Source organism: Vibrio sp. ABG19, from assembly GCF_029962385.1.
In the GTDB taxonomy this organism is placed as follows: Bacteria; Pseudomonadota; Gammaproteobacteria; order Enterobacterales; family Vibrionaceae; genus Vibrio; species Vibrio ostreae.
Genome location: NZ_CP071707.1, coordinates 1,134,426 through 1,150,883, shown reverse-complemented (window position 1 = coordinate 1,150,883; position 16,458 = coordinate 1,134,426). Strand labels below are relative to the sequence as shown.

At 50.2% G+C, this 16,458-nt stretch carries 13 protein-coding genes; 11 read left to right on the top strand and 2 right to left on the bottom strand.

Annotated elements, in window-relative coordinates; translation table 11 throughout:
• The first annotated feature begins 56 nt into the window (after positions 1 to 56).
• A complete protein-coding gene (locus tag J0X00_RS05215; protein WP_282476536.1) occupies positions 57 to 1,190 on the top strand; it encodes an amidohydrolase family protein in 1,134 nt (377 codons plus the stop codon).
• A gap of 63 nt (positions 1,191 to 1,253) precedes the next feature.
• Here the strand turns inward: J0X00_RS05215 and J0X00_RS05210 are convergent, their stop codons facing one another.
• Both J0X00_RS05210 and J0X00_RS05205 read right to left on the bottom strand, forming a co-directional pair.
• Entirely contained in the window at positions 1,254 to 1,973 is a 720-nt protein-coding gene (locus J0X00_RS05210) for a GntR family transcriptional regulator (protein ID WP_136485683.1), read from the bottom strand.
• A 191-nt stretch (positions 1,974 to 2,164) separates the two neighbouring features.
• The gene (locus J0X00_RS05205) at positions 2,165 to 4,081 is read right to left on the bottom strand and encodes a Cache 3/Cache 2 fusion domain-containing protein (RefSeq protein WP_282476535.1); all 1,917 of its coding nucleotides are present in this window, start codon (positions 4,079 to 4,081) and stop codon (positions 2,165 to 2,167) included.
• Positions 4,082 to 4,437: 356 nt separating this feature from the next.
• On the opposite strand from J0X00_RS05205, the gene J0X00_RS05200 reads away from it, so the two are divergent.
• From J0X00_RS05200 to J0X00_RS05155, 10 genes are all read left to right on the top strand, one after another.
• A complete protein-coding gene (locus tag J0X00_RS05200) occupies positions 4,438 to 4,587 on the top strand; it encodes a hypothetical protein (protein ID WP_282476534.1) in 150 nt (49 codons plus the stop codon).
• 637 nt (positions 4,588 to 5,224) lie between these two features.
• Positions 5,225 to 6,364 carry a GlxA family transcriptional regulator gene (locus J0X00_RS05195; protein ID WP_136485689.1) on the top strand — a complete coding sequence of 380 codons (1,140 nt, stop codon included), beginning with the start codon at positions 5,225 to 5,227 and terminating at the stop codon, positions 6,362 to 6,364.
• A 175-nt stretch (positions 6,365 to 6,539) separates the two neighbouring features.
• Positions 6,540 to 7,517, top strand: a complete 978-nt coding sequence (locus tag J0X00_RS05190; RefSeq protein WP_136485691.1) for a dipeptidase — start codon at positions 6,540 to 6,542, stop codon at positions 7,515 to 7,517.
• Positions 7,518 to 7,572: 55 nt separating this feature from the next.
• Complete coding sequence (locus J0X00_RS05185; protein ID WP_136485693.1) at positions 7,573 to 8,106, top strand: DUF5943 domain-containing protein; 534 nt, start codon at positions 7,573 to 7,575, stop codon at positions 8,104 to 8,106.
• Positions 8,107 to 8,194: 88 nt separating this feature from the next.
• Positions 8,195 to 10,258 carry a dimethylglycine demethylation protein DgcA gene (dgcA, locus tag J0X00_RS05180; protein ID WP_282476533.1) on the top strand — a complete coding sequence of 688 codons (2,064 nt, stop codon included), beginning with the start codon at positions 8,195 to 8,197 and terminating at the stop codon, positions 10,256 to 10,258.
• Positions 10,259 to 10,273: 15 nt separating this feature from the next.
• Complete coding sequence (locus tag J0X00_RS05175; protein WP_282476532.1) at positions 10,274 to 12,259, top strand: (Fe-S)-binding protein; 1,986 nt, start codon at positions 10,274 to 10,276, stop codon at positions 12,257 to 12,259.
• A 9-nt stretch (positions 12,260 to 12,268) separates the two neighbouring features.
• Positions 12,269 to 13,507, top strand: a complete 1,239-nt coding sequence (locus tag J0X00_RS05170; protein ID WP_136485700.1) for an electron transfer flavoprotein subunit alpha/FixB family protein — start codon at positions 12,269 to 12,271, stop codon at positions 13,505 to 13,507.
• Positions 13,497 to 14,294, top strand: a complete 798-nt coding sequence (locus J0X00_RS05165; RefSeq protein WP_282476531.1) for an electron transfer flavoprotein subunit beta — start codon at positions 13,497 to 13,499, stop codon at positions 14,292 to 14,294. The genes J0X00_RS05170 and J0X00_RS05165 overlap by 11 nt, the downstream gene beginning before the upstream one ends.
• Before the next feature lie 85 nt (positions 14,295 to 14,379).
• The gene (locus J0X00_RS05160; protein ID WP_136485704.1) at positions 14,380 to 15,981 is read left to right on the top strand and encodes a BCCT family transporter; all 1,602 of its coding nucleotides are present in this window, start codon (positions 14,380 to 14,382) and stop codon (positions 15,979 to 15,981) included.
• A gap of 65 nt (positions 15,982 to 16,046) precedes the next feature.
• The gene (locus tag J0X00_RS05155; protein WP_136485706.1) at positions 16,047 to 16,295 is read left to right on the top strand and encodes a hypothetical protein; all 249 of its coding nucleotides are present in this window, start codon (positions 16,047 to 16,049) and stop codon (positions 16,293 to 16,295) included.
• The last annotated feature ends 163 nt before the right edge of the window (positions 16,296 to 16,458 follow it).

Genomic DNA, 16,458 nt, shown 5'->3' with positions numbered 1-16,458 from the left:
GCGCGTTTATCCGTGAGGGATATTTCACCGCTTTTCAGCCGCAAAACGAGACAGATATGACCTCATTTAGTGCAGCAACTGTGATTGATGCCCAAGGGCAACTCATGCTGCCAGGCCTGGTCGAAACTCATGTTCATCTCGATAAAGCGTGTACGGTGTCACGTTGCCGGCTGCAGCACGGCACACTGCAAGAAGCGATTGAACAGACATCACAGCTGAAGAAAAGCTTTACCTACCAGGATGTGTACCAGCGAGGTAAACGGGTACTGGAAAAGGCCATCACCCAGGGCACCAGCTATATGCGGACCCATGTCGAGATAGACCCTGTCGTCGGTCTCACCGGGTTCGAGGCTATAAAGCAGCTCAAACAGGATTATGCCTGGGCGCTGAGCCTCGAGCTGTGTGTATTTCCTCAGGAGGGGCTGCATAATAATCCGGGGACTTACGAGTTGCTGGTGCAGGCGCTGGAGCAGGGCGCCGATTTGCTCGGTGGTTGCCCCTATACCGACAGTGATCCTGAGCAGCAAGTCAGAACGCTGTTTAGCCTGGCCACTCAGTATGATGTCGATCTCGATTTTCATCTCGATTTTGATCTCGACAGTTCAACCATGACACTACCATATGTGATGGAAATGACGCGTGAATTTGGTTACCAGGGCCGGGTAACGGTGGGCCATGTGACTAAGCTGTCGGCAGTCAAACCGGCTGAGTTACAAGAGCTGGCGCAGGAAATGGCACAAGCAGGCGTCCGGTTAACGGCGTTGCCGAGCACCGATTTATTTCTCAACGGACGCGAGTTTGACCATTTGGTGCCGCGTGGTGTTGCACCGCTGTTGCCGCTGAGTAAGCAGGGCGTGTGCTGTTCCATTTCGACCAATAACGTTGAGAACCCGTTTACGCCTTACGGTGATGCTTCTCAGGTCAGGCAGGCGAATCTGTATGCCAATGTCGCTCAGTTGGCGACACCCGCGGAGCTGAGTCAGTGTTTTGAATGGATTTCAGGGGATTCGGCAAAGCTGATGAAACTGCAACACTACGGGATCGGAGTCGGTAAGGTGGCCGATGCGGTCTTTTTTGACGCGCTCAGTCAAGCGGATGTGGTCGCAACTGTACAAGCACCCGTTATGGCGATCAAACGCGGCCGGATAACGTTTACTAGGCCGCAGGTGAACTTACATCATCCGCTTTAAATGTGTAGGGAGGAGAAACAGCGGGGCATAGCATTTTCCCCGCTGTTTCTCTTTATCGGCTGCTTAATCTGGCGTTACAGGCGCTTGGCTGAGTGCGTCACCAAGGTCAAGTTCTTGGTCATTACCCGGGCTCAACACCAATTCCGCTTCCAGATGATCAAGGTGCGCCAGCATAACAGCGACAGCCTGTGATTGATTACCAGCTTTTAATGCATCAATAAGCTGCTGGTGTTCATTGTGCTGACACGCCGGAACATCGTTCCGCTGATAAAGCGCAACAATCAGTGAACTGCGTACCATCAAATTATCAAACATCTCCATCAGGACACGATTCCCGCACAGGTTAGCCAGCAGGCGGTGAAAATCACACAAGGCACCGACAATGGCGCGGCGGTCGTTGGTCTGCACCGCGGCTTGTTCAGCTTGCATGTGCGCCTCAATTTGCGGCCAGTGTTCGGCCATTTTCTGCGCCGTAATATCTTCAACAATACCGCGTTCGATTACCCGTCTGGCAGCAAAAACTTCGCGCGCTTCTTGTGCCGTCGGTTGAGAAACCATCGCGCCGCGATTGGGTTCGATGGTGACAATGTGCTGCAGCGCAAGACGCTGCAGAGCTGTCTGCACATGGTTACGGTTGGCTTGCAGAGCAGTAACGATCTGCGCTTCGACCAGACGCTGACCCGGTTTAAGTTTGTGCTGGGCTATTGCGGCCGAAAGGGCGGCCATAATGCGTTGTACTTCTTGTTGTTTATGCGTCGATGCGGTTGGGCGCGGCGTAACCATTGCTGAGAAAACCTTATATTTCTTATTGCTAGCACTCAGTTTACCCTTGATAGACTCAGTGAGACAACAACAAAGGGACAGATGAAAGCGCGGCAATATAGCGCCTGGCCTGGCGCATGAGGTATTGAACAAAGTTCGACCATAAAAAAAGCGACCATATGTGGTCGCTTGGAGAGTTGTACTGATGTTACCTACACCCGGTACAGCGAGAGCTGATGGTGCAGATTATCGGCCAGTTGCTTAAGCGTCTGACAGGCTTGTTGAGTTTCGCTGTTCAGGTTTAGATTCTGATCACTGGCTTCACGGATCTGATTGATGTTTTTACTCACATCTTCTGCGACATACCGCTGTTGTTCCACAGCACTGGCGATTTCGGCATTAAGCTGCGAAATGTTGGCCACTGATGCAAGCACTGTTTTCAGGACATCATCAGCAATCTGTGCCTGCTGGACATTATCTGCGGCGATGTGGCTGCTCAATGTCATCTGCTCTGAGGCTTCTTCACCGCTGGTCTGCAAACGCGCCACCATCGCGCGGATTTCTTCTGTTGATTTCTGGGTTCTGCTCGCCAGTAAACGGACCTCATCAGCGACTACGGCAAAGCCGCGTCCCTGTTCGCCAGCTCGAGCTGCTTCAATAGCGGCATTCAGTGCCAGCAGGTTGGTTTGATCAGCGATGTCATTAATCACTCCCAGCACGTTGCCAATGCTGTGGCTCGCATCAACCAGTTCTCCTACCACCGCAGTGGATTTTTGAATCGTATCGGCCTGATGCTGGATACTGTTAATGGTCTGAGTCAAAGTCTCACCGACGCGACTCACGTCTTGATTCGCCTGGTTAGCGTTGTGTTCCGCATTGGTGGTATTTTTCGCAATATCTTGCGCCGAAAGGCTCATTTCATGCGATGCTGCAGCAACCTGTTCGGTATCCTTATTCTGCGCTTCTGACGCTGCATAAGATTGGGTTGCGATAGCCATCAACTGAGCGGCAGACTGATTGACAGCTTCTGCAGCGCTTTTTGACTGTTTGATTGTGGTATGGATGCGATCCAACAACTTATTAAAACCCTTAGCCATGGTGGCGAGTTCATCATTACCACGCAGGTCGAAACGTTGCGTGAGATCACCTTCGCCATCCGCCAGGTTATGAATTGCATCAACATAAACGGCTAACGGTCTGCCCACGATGCGTCTTACCAGCAGAGTAATAAACCCTATCATGACTAAACTGATCACCAATACAGTCGCGGCTCCCTGGATGGAAATTTTCCAGATCATGGCTGAGATTTCAGCTTTCGGGTAAGCGGTTACGATCTGATAGTTCCACGGTGCATAGTCTGAACGTGTAATCACCCAATCATCAGGCTGGTCGAGCGCGGCTTTGATTTGGGCGTCACTGAGGTTGTCAGAATGCATACGCAATTGGCCTGTACCGTCGTATAACGCGACGAATCCCTGATTGAGAATGCGCGACTGTGCAATGGAGTCAGTGACAATGCTCATGTTAGCGGGGTATCCCACATACCAGATGCCAAGGGTCTGATTATCCTCAATGATTGGCTCGTAGGCAGAAATATAAGGGTGGCCGAGGATATCAACCATGCCGTAATAGCTTTGACCGCTGGTGATCGCCGCCATCGCCTTACCATTGCGTGACAGTAAAGTGCCTACGGCGCGTTGATTGTCTTTTTTGACGTTGGTGGACACTCGAATAAAGTCGTTACCACTGCGCGCAAACAGCGTTGCCGTTCCGCCCATAATACCGGTAAGCCTGTCGACAAGATCGTAATTGTTCGATTGTTTAGTGTCACCAAAGTAGAGCGCCGGTGCGTTTTGACCTGCGACTGCTTCTTGTCCTTGCAATTGTGCAGGGCCCAACAGTTTGCTGCGCTCCTTGAGTAACTTCATGCTGCTCTCGACCCGCTGCATCATGATGTCATTGGTGGTGTTCAGTAAGCGAGTCGTCTCCTGAATCGCTTGCTCTTTTTGTCGGCTGGCCTGTTCGTTCACCTGATTAATGCTGGTTTGGATCTCATAACCAACCAAAACCAAAGCGATCAAGCATATTAAAACGGTAATGGTCAAAATGAATTTACGGTTAATGCTCATATAAATACCTTAAAAAGTGAGGTTCTGGTATCCGTCGATGATTATCAGATTGGTAAACGGATTGGTTCAGAAAAACAGGCAGCACTATTGTTGTGGACTCTTTACACCGCCTCTCAGTTGTACATTTTGTGGTATAAATTGATCTAAATCAAATTAACTACCATTAACAGTGATTTATGTATCATTAGTGTTGGAGTGTTATCGACGATGCATCTTCATTGTTATTGAGTTGCTGCCTTTCTGTTATAGCTCATATTGAAAGAGTGGGAGGTGGTAATTGTTGTGTCGTTGAACTGGAAGAGTCATCGCTGACTGAGGACGGTGAAATATCTATAAAAAGAGAAAAAGTTTCCCATATGTCGCAAATCGACCCCGTCGAGGCGTTAGCAAACAGCATGCACTCACCGAGGCTGGCTAACATCATGTTCAACAAGGACGAGTTAATCATCGGCTTTTATACTGCTGACCGCAAAGGCGGCCAGTCGAGCAAGGTCGTATTTAACTAAGTCGTATTTAACCAAGCAGTATTTTACTAAGCAACAAGGTGTGTGGCAGCCCGCTGAGCCTGTCATGTGCCTCTCACCAGCGGAAACGCTCAGCACCCTCTCAATTTGTCCTTAACGGTGCAAACGGTACAGATTAACGGGCTTTCTGTATTGTCGTAGCACCACTTGTGAAGTGATCCACTCACTCTTTCTTCACTCAATTCGGGAACCATCTGGTTCCCTTTTTTTTGCATCTTTTGTATACAATGTTTGCGCTAACTCACAATCACAAAAATAGCTAAAAACGACGCTTTTTTAATCTTGCGATTACAGCACAAAGTGTTAACATCTTTTCAACAATCACCAGTTTGGTTTCCCTCTCTTAGTGCTTGTGAACCAATGCAGTGCAGGGTGTCTGCACTGTTTTAAACGTGAGTTATTTATCATCGTATAAGAAAAATAAATTTTAAAAGGCAAAGTCACAAAAATAAGCGACATTTTCTACAGATAACTTAGCAGTTTGCGACAAGGTCGGTTGTTTAGTTCATAGAAGATTTATTTTTGGGTACGGTTGTTGCTACTTTGTTACTGCTAAATAGGACAGTTAGCAAAGTGTTAAAATCTCCACAACGATGATTAGATATAATTGGAGTGCGCAATGTCGGTTTTACAAAACTCGCTCAGACAAGGATACGCGCAGAAAGAAGTCGGCCGAATCGGTTTTTTACTGCTGAATAACTTCACTATGCTCGCGCTGGCTTCAGCGGTTGAACCACTAAGAATGGCTAACCAGCTTAGTGGTAAAGAGCTGTACGACTGGTATACCATCACGGAAGACGGCGAGCCGGTTTCTGCCAGTGACGGTATCAAGATTACTCCCGATGCATCAATGAGTTCAGCGCCCAAGCTGGATACCTTGATCGTAGTAGGGGGGGTAAACATTACCCGCAGTTTCACTCGACGTCAGGTGAACTGGGTGCAATCTCTGGCACGTAAGCAATTGCGTTTGGGTGGCCTGTGTACTGGTCCTTACCTGTTGGCGGAAGCAGGCGTTTTGGATGGATACGAATGTGCGGCACACTGGGAGTGTATTGCGGCGTTACAGGAAGCCTACCCACGAGTTGTATGTTCAAACCATCTGTTCGTGATTGACCGCGATCGTATGACGTGTACCGGAGGTTCTGTACCACTGGACATGATGATCAACATGATCAAACGGGACTACGGTCATGAGTTAGCGGCGAGCATTTCTGAAATGTTCATTTGCGACAGAATTCGTGGCGAAAATGATTTCCAGCGTGTACCTCTGCGTCACGTGCTGGGCACTGCTCAGCCGAAGCTGGTCGAAGCGATTACTTTGATGGAAGCAAACATTGAAGAAACTATCGAATTGGATGAGCTGGCTATGTACGTCGGTTTGTCGCGTCGTCAGTTAGAGCGCCTGTTCCAGAAATATCTGCAATGCCCGCCGTCAAAATATTACCTGAAGCTGCGCTTGTTCCGAGCACGTCAGTTACTGCGCCAGACCTCGATGTCGATTATCGACATCGCGACCGCATGTGGCTTTGTATCTTCTCCGCATTTCAGTAAGTGTTATCGTATTCACATCGGCATTTCTCCGCGTGCAGAGCGCTTAGGCCATTACGATAATGAGCTGAATACAACCCTGTTGAGTGCCGAGTTGGAAGATGATCCAACCCAGGCAGATCTTGCCGCTCTGGCAGCGTCAGATCTGCAGTCGTCACGCTCGCTGTATGAGGCACAATATGAACCTACGTATGGGTCTGTAATGGTCTAATAAACCTCCAAATTCTCCTCAGCCGCTGCTTCTCTCGCAGCGGCTTTTTTTTTATCAAAAAACGACGTACACAGTTACGCAAAAGGTGTTTGGAGTGACGTTTTCAGAACACTACTCAATGACCGGAATACCTATTCTGAGCATACGCCCATAGAACAAATAACCAGGTGAGAAGATGAACGCAAAGGAACTGCATGATGACGCTATCGTCATTGACGGACTCGTGATTGCTAAATGGGATCGCGAGCTTTTTGAAGATATGCGTAAAGGCGGACTGACCGCTGCTAACTGCACGGTCTCAGTGTGGGAAGGTTTCCAGAACACTGTAAATAACATCGTTGAAATGAACAATCTGATCGAAGCTAACAACGACATCGTGACGAAAGTGAAAACGACCAGCGATATCCGCCGTGCAAAGCAGGAAGGTAAAACCGGCATCATGATGGGGTTCCAGAACGCGCACGCGTTCGAAGACCAATTAGGCTATGTACAAGTATTTAAAGACCTTGGCGTCGGTGTGGTACAGATGTGTTACAACACCCAGAACCTGGTCGGTACCGGTTGTTACGAGCGCGATGGCGGCTTGTCTGGCTTTGGCCATGAGATCGTGGCAGAAATGAACCGCGTCGGCATCATGTGTGACCTGTCACACGTCGGTGAAAAAACGTCACGTGAAGTGATTGAAGCGTCGAAAAAACCAGTTTGTTACTCCCACTGTCTGCCAAGCGGACTGAAAGATCATCCACGCAACAAATCCGATGAAGAATTGAAATTCATTGCCGATCACGGCGGCTTTGTTGGCGTCACTATGTTTGCCCCTTTCCTAAAGAACGGCATCAACTCAACGATCGAAGATTACGTCGAAGCAATCGACTACATATTTAATTTGGTTGGCGAAGACCAAATCGGTATCGGGACCGATTTTACTCAAGGTCATGGCCAGCCGTTTTTTGAATGGCTTACTCACGATAAAGGCTATGCACGCCGGTTGACGAACTTTGGCAAGATCATCAACCCGGAAGGCATCCGTACGTTGGGTGAGTTCCCTAACCTGACAGATGCACTGTTACGACACGGCTTCTCTGAAACTCAGGTTCGTAAAATCATGGGCGAGAACTGGCTTCGCGTCTTAGGTGACGTGTGGGGCGAATAAGCTCACACACTACAATCGATAACTGATCAAATTTTAAAATAACGGAGTATTTGAAATGAGTGTACATGCACCTGAAATGCCAATCCTGGTCGACGACGAAACCGGCGTTTGGACCACCGACGCTCTGCCGATGCTATATGTTCCTCGCCATTTCTTTGTCAATAACCACATGGCGATCGAAGAAGAGCTGGGTCCGGACCGCTACGCAGAGATTCTGTATAAAGCCGGTTACAAATCAGCTTACTACTGGTGTGAAAAAGAAGCTGAAGAGCATGGCCTGGTTGGTGAAGAGATCTTCGCTCACTACATGAAACGTCTGTCTCAGCGCGGTTGGGGTATCTTCACTACGGAAGAGCTGGATATCGCCGCAGGTGTTGCAAAAGTTCGTCTCGACAACTCAGCATTTGTATATCAGTACGGCAAAGTAAACCGCAAGGTTGACTATATGTTCACTGGTTGGTTCGCTGGCGCAATGGATCAAATTGCGCAAAGTCTTGGCTACGACGTTAAGACCAAAGCAGTTCAAACACAGAGTGCGGCAGAAGAAGGCTGTGACTTTGGTATGTTTGAAACAACGCCAGTGGCGTAACACATTACAATTACAACGATTAGTAAAAGCACAGTCAAGGAAGACAGTCATACTCTCTAGGGGAGTATGACTGGTACAGAGGTGAAGCATGTCCCAGTTCGATATTCTGTTCCAACCATTAAAAATCAATAAGCTGACGATTCGTAACCGTATCGTTAGTACCGCTCACGCAGAAGTTTATGCCACTGATGGTGGTATGACGACCGACCGTTACGTTAAATATTACGAAGAAAAAGCCAAAGGTGGCTGTGGTCTTTGTATTTGTGGCGGCTCAAGTGTGGTCTCAATCGACAGCCCACAAAGCTGGTGGAGTTCGGTTAACCTTTCTACCGACCGTATTATCCCGCACTTCCAGAATCTTGCTGATGCTGTGCACAAGCACGGCGGTAAGATCATGATTCAGATTACCCACATGGGACGTCGTTCTCGATGGGATGGTGAAAACTGGCCAAGCCTGATGTCCCCGTCTGGCATTCGTGAGCCGGTTCACCGCGCAACTTGTAAAACGATTGAAGAAGAAGAAATCTGGCGCGTTATCGGTGATTTCGCGAAAGCAGCCGTACGTGCAAAAGAAGGTGGCCTGGACGGTGTAGAACTGTCAGCAGTGCACCAGCACATGATTGACCAGTTCTGGTCTCCTCGTGTAAATAAACGTACTGACCAATGGGGTGGCACGTTTGAAAACCGCATGCGTTTTGGTATGGAAGTACTGAAAGCAGTGCGTGAAGCTGTTGGCCCGGACTTTGTTGTTGGTATGCGTATTACCGGTGACGAATTCCATCCGGACGGTCTGGCGCACGAAGACATGAAGCAAATCGCGGCTTATTATGACGCAACAGGTCTTATCGACTACTTCGGCGTAGTAGGTTCAGGTTGTGATACTCACAACACACTGGCCAACGTTATTCCGAACATGAGCTATCCGCCAGAACCATTCCTGCACCTGGCTGCAGGTATCAAAGAAGTGGTTTCAGTGCCGGTTATCCACGCTCAGAACATTAAAGATCCAAACCAGGCTAAACGTATCCTGGAAAATGGTTATGTCGATTTCGTCGGTATGACTCGTGCACACATCGCCGATCCTCACATCATCGCTAAGATCAAACTGAATCAGACTGACCAAATCCGTCAGTGTGTTGGTGCGAACTACTGTATCGACCGTCAGTACATGGGGCTTGATGTTCTGTGTATCCAGAATGCGGCAACTTCACGTGAATACATGGGGCTGCCTCACATCATCGAAAAGACAACTGGTCCGGTACGTAATGTCGTGGTTGTCGGTGGTGGCCCTGGTGGCCTGGAAGCGGCGCGTGTTGCGGCAGAACGTGGCCATAAAGTGACTCTGATTGAAAAAGCCAGTGAGCTGGGTGGTCAGGTAAGTATTGCAGCCAAAGCCCCACAACGTGACCAGATGGCGGGTATTACTCGTTGGCTGGCGATGGAACTGGATCGTCTGGGTGTGGAAGTGATCCTAAATACTGCAGCAAGCGCAGATTCAATTCGTGAGCTTAAGCCTGACGTTTGTATTCTGGCGACCGGCGGTACGCCGTTTATCGAACAGAATCCAGAGTGGGGCGCGGATGAAGGTCTGGTTGTTTCTTCCTGGGACGTACTGAACGGTACGGTTGAACCCGGTAAAAACGTCCTGATTTACGACACGATTTGTGAATTCTCCGGTATGTCTGCCGCTGATTACCTGACGTCGAAAGGCGCGATGGTTGAAATCGTCACTGACGACATCAAACCAGGTGTCGGTATCGGTGGTACAACGTTCCCGACTTACTACCGTAGCCTGTATGAGAAAGAAGTCATCATGACCTCTGACTTACTACTGGAAAAAGTTTACCGTGAAGGCGACAACCTGGTGGCTGTCCTGGAAAACGAATATACCGGTCAGAAAGAAGAGCGCGTAGTAGATCAGATCGTGGTCGAGAACGGTGTTCGTCCGAACGAAGCACTGTACTACGAACTGAAAGCAGAATCTGTCAACAAAGGTCAGATCGACAACGAAACGCTGTTTGCTGCCAAGCCTCAGCCAGTTCTGTCTGAATCGAACGATGGCATGATCCTGTGGCGTCTGGGCGATTGCGTTTCTCAGCGCAACGTACACGCAGCCATCTACGACGCATTGCGTTTGTGCAAAGATCTCTGATCTGAGGAGGTGCCCATGAACCTGGAGTTCCTTAATCTGGAGTTGTTACTTCCGGTTTTAGTCTCAGCCGCCAGTGTCCTGGCGGTTATAGGGATGCTACGTCGGGTGCAGCTATGGCGTCAGGGACAGAAAGAGCCAGTGGCGATCATCGCTGGCTTAAAAGCGATGCCAAAACGCTACCTGGTGGATCTGCACCACGTTGTTGCCCGTGACAAAACTATGTCAAACACGCACGTTGCCACCGCCGGCGGCTTCGTGCTCTCCGTTGTTTTAATCTTTGCTGTTCACGTCTTCGGCCTGGCACCTCAGATTCTGTCTTGGGTGTTGCTGGGTTCGCTGGCGCTGATGCTGACTGGAGCGGCGTTTGTATGGCGTCGCCGCCTGAATCCGCCTTCGCGTCTGTCGAAAGGTCCTTGGATGCGTCTGCCAAAAAGCCTGTTTGCTTTTGCGATCAGCTTTTTCCTGGTGACTCTGCCGGTTTCTGGCATTCTGCCTGAAGCGTTTGGTGGTGTGGCACTGGCGGTGATTCTGATCGCCGGCATCATCTGGGGTCTGGGTGAAATGTTCTTTGGTATGGGTTGGGGTGGTCCGATGAAGCACGCTTTCGCTGGTGCGCTTCACCTGGCATTCCACCGTCGTCCGGAGCGTTTTGGCGGCGGCCGTTCAACGGGTCTGAAGCTGGTTGATCTCGATGCTGAAAAACTCGGTGTAGAGAAGCCATCTGACTTTAAATGGAATCAGCTGCTTGGCTTTGATGCCTGTGTACAGTGCGGTAAATGTGAAGCAATGTGCCCTGCGTTTGCAGCGGGACAACCCCTGAACCCGAAAAAACTGATCCAGGATATGGTGGTGGGCCTGGCCGGCGGTAGCGATAAAAAGTACGCCGGTAGCCCGTACCCGGGTAAAGAAGTTGGCTGTGCTCAGGGTGGCGCGCACAACCCGATCGTTAATGGTCTGGTGAATGCCGAAACACTGTGGTCATGTACCACTTGTCGTGCCTGTGTGGAAGAGTGTCCGATGATGATCGAACACGTTGATGCCATCGTTGATATGCGTCGCTTCCTGACGCTGGAAAAAGGCCAAACGCCAGAGAAGGGTGTCGAGGTACTGGAAAACCTTATCTATACCGATAACCCGAATGGCTATGCGCCGCAGCGCCGTTCACACTGGGCTGCTGACCAAGAGCTTAACCTGATGGCAGACGTGAAACGCGCGGATGTGCTGTTCTGGGTCTCCGATGGTGCGTTTGACATGCGTAGCCAACGCATTCTGAAAGCGTTCGTCAAAGTTCTGAAAGCTGCCAACATCGATGTCGCGATTCTGGGTGACGAAGAGCTCGACTGTGGTGATGTGGCGCGCCGTCTTGGTGATGATGCGACCTTCCAGCGTCTTGCTCGCCGTAACATTGAAACGTTGAGCAAATATGAGTTCAACTGCATTGTGACCACAGACCCTCATGCGTTCCACGTACTGAAGAATGAGTATCCGGATCTGTACCCTGAAGGCGAGAAGCCTCACTACCAGGTTTGGCACCATACAACGTTCATTAACCAGTTAGCAGAAAAAGGACTGATCCAATTGCGTGCCCATCAGGGTGGCAAAGTGACGTACCACGATCCTTGTTATCTGGGCCGTTACAACGGTGAATACGATTCTCCTCGATCACTGCTCAAGCAGTTGGGAATCGAACTGGCTGAAATGGAACGTTCCGGATTCCGCTCACGTTGTTGTGGCGGTGGTGGTGCGGCTCCAATCACCGATATTCCGGGCGAACGCCGTATCGCAGATATGCGTATGGATGACATTCGTGAAACCGGTGCTGAGTTGGTGGCTGTGGGTTGTCAGCAATGTACAGCGATGCTGGAAGGTGTGGTTGAACCACGCCCTGAAGTGAAAGATATCGCCGAGATTGTTGCCGAAGCATTGCTTGAAGGTGAGGCCGGATCCAGCGATAACGCTGCCCAGGTCTGGACACCTGACGCTGTTGCAGAAACCGTGTAGGAGATCAGCATGAGTGAATTTATTGTCCGACGTGACCGTCGTGCAGAATGGATTATGCGCAACCGACTGCATCCCCAGCACGACAGTTACATTACTTTACCGACCGAAGAACGCGGACCGAGCGGCCTGATTCGCCGCTACCCGCACCGGGTAGGATTTATCGGCCCGAATGGCATCAAACGTATTGACCGCCTGAACGGCACTAATGTGTCAGCTATGGGCGCTCGCAGTAAAGGCGCTGCTCAAGAGGTTGAGCTGCCACTGCATCAGGTGGCTAACCCGGACTTTTACGTTCTGGTGGTGCCGGATATGGCTGGTGGTCGTCTCTCGAGTCATGATCGTGATGTTCTGGGACAGGCGCACCAGTTGGTGAAACAACATGGTGGTAATGGCGCAGTGATGGCGGTTGTCCTGGGCTCACATCGTGAGACTCAGTTCGACACGGCGGGTGCTGATCGTCTTCTGCATCTGGATGATGAACGTTTCGACGCTTACTGTCCGGAGCTGAAGGCTGATGTACTGGCTCAGATTGATGGTCAGTTTGCGCCAAAACATTGGTTGTTCCCCGACAGCATTGCCGGCGGTTTTGAACTGGGCGCGCGCCTTGCCGCACTGATTCACGAACGTCCGGCTACTCAGGCGTGGCAGGTCAACAGTGAAGAAAGTGTTTGCCGTGCAGCCGGTGGCCGTCGCGATATTAAACGTAAAACACCACGCCTTCTGCTCCTAGCTGAAGAGTGTGCGGCTCAAATCGACGAAACGCGTCACGAAGCTCAGGCTGTGGAATTCAGCGCTGATCTTAAGCTCAAGGCGCAAATCGAAGACCTTGGTCCGATCGCGGTCGATCCGCAGGCGGTTCCTCTGGGCGAAGCGGAATTCATTCTGTCGGCGGGTAACGGTATCCACGATTGGGAGCAGTTCCATAAAGCAGCCGAAGTGCTCGGTGCAACAGAAGGCGCCAGCCGCGTGGCGGTCGATGATGGCTTTATGCCACGTAGCCGTCAGGTTGGTGCAACCGGTAGCTGGGTGACTGCCCGTGTGTATGTCGCGGTAGGTATCAGCGGTGCAGTACAGCACCTGCAGGGTATCGGTGGCTGTGAAAAAGTGATTGCGGTCAACACAGACTCTGGCTGTGACATGGTCAAACGCGCTGACTTGAGCGTGATTGTCGACAGTAACGAACTGCTGGCAGAACTGATCACGCTGATGGAGAACTACCAAAAGGAGGAGCTGAAGGATGCAGCTTAGAACTTCTGAATCATTAAATATCAGCACTCTGGTTTCGATTGGTGCGCATCCTGATTCCGGTCGCGCACGTCGGGCCATGACTGACTCGAGAGCTGTTGAGCTGGCGATGAATCTGGCGAACAGCAAACTGGAAGTCATCCATGCTGGTGACCCGCGCGATCCCGCGCTGGGTTACTACAGCGGCATGGGCCTAAGCCAAATCCGCGTACTTGCTCAGGAATCTAACGCTGATGCCATTGATACTCTGACCGAATATTTTACCGACAACATGCCCGACATCCTGTTGACAGGAACGCGCGCTGAAAGTGGTGAATCATCCGGTTTGTTGCCTTTCATTCTGGCTCAGCGTCTGCAGTGTCCGGTTGTAACCGGCATTGCGGAAATCATCAAAGTTGAAGACGGAATCGCGGAAGTGCTGCAGGCACTGCCGCGAGGTCAGCGCCGTGCGCTTAAAGTGACGTTACCTTTTGTTGCAACAGTGGATGTTGCCGCTAAAGCGCCACGACAAAGTGCATTTGGTATTGCCCGTCGTGCAGAAATCGATGTCAGCAACAGCACTGCAAACACGATTGATGAAGAGCGAATCAGTTGGGAGGAAACTACCGCTAAACCTAAAGCTAAACGAATGAAAGTCGTAAAAGCAAAAACAGCAGCGGACCGCTTTAAAGCGGCGACTGCAAAAGCGGCCTCTTCAGGCGGTCAGGTTATGAAAGATCAGCCTGTCAGTGAAATGGCGAAGGCGGTCTTCGACCTACTGTTAGAAGAAGGTGTTATACGCCAAAAATAACGGTTCATTCGCGGTCACAGGAAGTACCGAATGAATTGGCCTTTGGGCGTGTTTAGAAGATTGATTAAATTCAAAGAGGGATCGAATGAAAACAATAGCAGGCTCTGCACCTAAGGGCCGCGCTAGTGTGTCGCGTGTCAAATATGACACTGACTACTGCGCGGGCCAGGACAATGTGAAGATCTGGGGAATGGATATTCACAACCCGGTGTTTGGTATCAGTGTCGGATTAATTTTGCTGTTCATTATTCTGACACTTGCTTTCCCGGAAGGCGCAAAAGACGTGCTGACTGTGGCACGCAACTGGTCAATCGAGAACTTTGACTGGTTGTTCATGGTTGGTTGTAACCTGTTTGTCGTGTTTTGTCTGGCACTACTGGTTTTACCTGTCGGCAAAATCCGTATCGGTGGTGTGGATGCTCGTCCGGAGTTTTCTACACTTTCCTGGTTCAGCATGCTGTTTGCTGCCGGTATGGGTATTGGCCTGATGTTCTGGAGTGTGGCGGAACCGGTTGCTTACTACACCGATTGGTATGGTACGCCGCTGAACGCCGCACCACTGACAGAGCAGGGTAAAGAGCTGGCTCTGAGTGCAACTATGTACCACTGGGGTCTGCATCCTTGGGCGATTTACGCTGTAGTCGGTCTGGCTTTGGCGTTTTTTGCTTATAACAAAGGGCTGCCTTTAACCATCCGCTCGGTATTTTACCCAATTCTGGGTGAGCGTTGCTGGGGACCTATCGGTAACTTTATCGATATCCTGGCGGTTCTGGCGACGATTTTCGGTCTGGCGACATCATTGGGCCTGGGTGCGCAGCAAGCCGCTGGCGGTCTGAGCTACCTGATGGGGACCGAAAACAGTATTGAACTCCAGATAGGCTTCATCGTTGTGGTTACCCTGATAGCCATTATTTCGGTATCACGCGGATTGGACGGTGGCATCAAAATCCTGAGTAACATGAATATGTTACTTGCGGTTGCTTTGATTGCTCTGCTGATCGCGATCGGCCCGACACTGGCTATCGGCGACACTATCGGCACTATCGTCACCGGTTACGCAGATAACTTCCTGCCGCTATCGAACTGGATTGGTCGTGAAGATGATACCTGGTTCCATGGCTGGACGGTGTTCTACTGGGCTTGGTGGGTTTCATGGTCACCATTTGTCGGTATGTTCATTGCCCGCGTGTCTAAAGGTCGTACTGTGCGTGAGTTCATTACTGCGGTACTGCTGGTCCCAACCCTGTTGACCGTTATCTGGATGGGCGTGATGGGGGGGGCTGCACTCGACCAGGTGACTCATGGAGTCGGTGAACTGTCGAATGGTATTTCAGATGTGTCACAAGCTATGTTCCAGATGTTTGATAACTTACCGTTAACAACGTTATTATCAGTAATGGCGATTGTATTGGTTCTGTTGTTCTTCGTGACCTCATCTGACTCAGGCTCATTAGTCATCGACAGTATTACCGCTGGCGGTAAAACCGATGTACCGGTTGCGCAGCGAGTGTTGTGGGCATCTCTGGAAGGGGTGATTGCAATAGCACTGTTGCTGGGTGGCGGTTCTGAGGCGTTAACGGCATTGCAGGCCGGCGCTATCACAACAGGGTTACCGTTTACTGTCGTACTGATCATTATGTGCTGGAGCTTGTACCGTGGCCTGTGTACAGAAAAACACCTGTACTAAACTGCTATAACTTAATTAGGCTGGCCGCAAGGCCAGCTTTTGATTCACCAGGGAGAGAAAAATCAATGATGTATGCAGAACTGATCGATATGGATGATTTTATGTTGGTGATGACCAGACTAGGAATTACCACAGATGAACGACGTGACTTTGAGTACGTTACTTCCCGTATTGAGCAATGGCTGAATGAAGCCAGTGAAAAAGACTCACGCGAATTTTGGCAAACGATCGACGATATTGAAGAAGATGGCATCCTGTTGCCTGACGTCGAGAACATTATCCTTTGGAGTCGTAAATTGCCGATGGCCAGCTAATACCTTTTTGCTTGCTAATACACTATTGCCAGCGAATAGACGCTGTACGGAAAGTTAAGCCACGTTCTTGTCTGAGAGCGTGGCTTTTTAGTGACTAACGTTCGCCGTTCACTTCTGCCTGTTGGTTACGTGACGGTTTTCGAGACTTTGCGCTCATACCTGT

What these genes read in the sequence shown, in the direction of transcription:
- J0X00_RS05165 (WP_282476531.1), top strand. Translation starts at nt 13,497, where the DNA reads ATGCAGCTTAGAACTTCTGAATCATTAAATATCAGCACTCTGGTTTCG.
- J0X00_RS05170 (WP_136485700.1), top strand. Translation starts at nt 12,269, where the DNA reads ATGAGTGAATTTATTGTCCGACGTGACCGTCGTGCAGAATGGATTATG.
- J0X00_RS05195 (WP_136485689.1), top strand. Translation starts at nt 5,225, where the DNA reads ATGTCGGTTTTACAAAACTCGCTCAGACAAGGATACGCGCAGAAAGAA.
- J0X00_RS05175 (WP_282476532.1), top strand. Translation starts at nt 10,274, where the DNA reads ATGAACCTGGAGTTCCTTAATCTGGAGTTGTTACTTCCGGTTTTAGTC.
- dgcA (WP_282476533.1), top strand. Translation starts at nt 8,195, where the DNA reads ATGTCCCAGTTCGATATTCTGTTCCAACCATTAAAAATCAATAAGCTG.
- J0X00_RS05215 (WP_282476536.1), top strand. Translation starts at nt 57, where the DNA reads ATGACCTCATTTAGTGCAGCAACTGTGATTGATGCCCAAGGGCAACTC.
- J0X00_RS05210 (WP_136485683.1), bottom strand. Translation starts at nt 1,973, where the DNA reads ATGGTTACGCCGCGCCCAACCGCATCGACGCATAAACAACAAGAAGTA.
- J0X00_RS05200 (WP_282476534.1), top strand. Translation starts at nt 4,438, where the DNA reads ATGTCGCAAATCGACCCCGTCGAGGCGTTAGCAAACAGCATGCACTCA.
- J0X00_RS05160 (WP_136485704.1), top strand. Translation starts at nt 14,380, where the DNA reads ATGAAAACAATAGCAGGCTCTGCACCTAAGGGCCGCGCTAGTGTGTCG.
- J0X00_RS05205 (WP_282476535.1), bottom strand. Translation starts at nt 4,081, where the DNA reads ATGAGCATTAACCGTAAATTCATTTTGACCATTACCGTTTTAATATGC.
- J0X00_RS05155 (WP_136485706.1), top strand. Translation starts at nt 16,047, where the DNA reads ATGATGTATGCAGAACTGATCGATATGGATGATTTTATGTTGGTGATG.
- J0X00_RS05190 (WP_136485691.1), top strand. Translation starts at nt 6,540, where the DNA reads ATGAACGCAAAGGAACTGCATGATGACGCTATCGTCATTGACGGACTC.
- J0X00_RS05185 (WP_136485693.1), top strand. Translation starts at nt 7,573, where the DNA reads ATGAGTGTACATGCACCTGAAATGCCAATCCTGGTCGACGACGAAACC.